The organism is Ruegeria sp. AD2(2025), assembly GCF_056542385.1.
Genome location: NZ_JBQFZS010000042.1, coordinates 1 through 827 on the forward strand (window position 1 = coordinate 1; position 827 = coordinate 827).

Here is an 827-nt window from a genome sequence, read left to right on the forward strand (position 1 = left end):
CCGTCAGTGTCAAAGTTCCAGTGTTGTCCTTTTGCAGGATCTCGAAGTTCACAACCTGTGTACCGTCGAAGGTCTGGGTTGTCGCCGTGTCAACAACAACCGTATCGCCGGTTGCGGTGTTAGAGCCGCCGTCAATCAGGCCGGTCAGACCCGACAGATCCGCACCATCCTGAAGGGTGAACGTGTCGTCACCATCCAGCATGTCGAAGCTTCCGGCACCGGTCAGGGTGCCCGCGACATCGAACGTGTCATCGCCTGGAGCAAAGGTGAAGTCACCTGCCAGATCCAGCGTCGCGCCCGATGCGACCGTCGCCGCATTCACATCAGAGATCGCCGCCCCGGCGGCCACATCCAGCGTGCCCGCATTGACATTGACCGTGGAGAAATCCGACGTGCCCGGCCCGGTGATGTTCAGCGTCCCCACCCCTGTCTTGGTGAGCGTCTCAAAGTTGACCGCCTGCATCAGCGTGCCCGAGGTTGCGATATTGGCATTGAGCGTGTCCGTTCCGGCACCGCCATCAACAAGCGCACTGACATTCGCACCTTCCTGGAAGGTGAACGTGTCATCACCGTCCAGCATGTCGATCGTTGATGCACCGGTGACCGTGCCTGCAACCATGAGGGTATCGGCCCCGGTGGTAAAACTGATCGGACCATCCACGTTCAGCGTGGCGCCTGCCAGTACAGACGCCACGCTGATCCCGCTGATAGAACCGCTCACATCCACAGTGCCCGCATTGACATTGACTGTATCAAACATCGATGTCGCGGGCCCGGTGATGTTCAGCGTCCCCATCCCCGTTTTCAGCAGGGTCTCAAAGCCCGTC

The 827-nt window shown here is 59.7% G+C and carries 1 pseudogene; it reads right to left on the reverse strand.

Annotation, left to right across the window (positions count from 1 at the left end):
- A pseudogene (locus ACR1XV_RS21435) lies at positions 1 to 827 on the reverse strand (hypothetical protein); the annotation flags it as partial.